Below are 214 nucleotides of genomic sequence, written 5' to 3' on the forward strand. Positions count from 1 at the left end.
CTTGCTCAATGAGGTTATTCAGATATTTCGATGTACAATGACAGTCAGGTTTAAGTTTAAAAGCTTTAATTATTTTAGCCATTGCTGCCTTCGTTGAAGGTGCCTGATCTGTAACTACCTTTTGAGGCTTACCAAATTGTTTAATGAGACGTTTGATAAACGCATATGCTGAATGATTATCTCGTTGCTTACGCAACCAAATATCTAATGTATG

At 35.5% G+C, this 214-nt stretch carries 1 protein-coding gene; it reads right to left on the reverse strand.

The annotated features are described in order from the left end of the window. Positions 1-214: DDE-type integrase/transposase/recombinase (locus IDG64_RS15725; RefSeq protein ID WP_142381978.1), on the reverse strand; the 214-nt coding region annotated here is incomplete at both ends.

Source organism: Staphylococcus sp. EG-SA-15, from assembly GCF_017151895.1.
In the GTDB taxonomy this organism is placed as follows: Bacteria; Bacillota; Bacilli; order Staphylococcales; family Staphylococcaceae; genus Staphylococcus; species Staphylococcus aureus.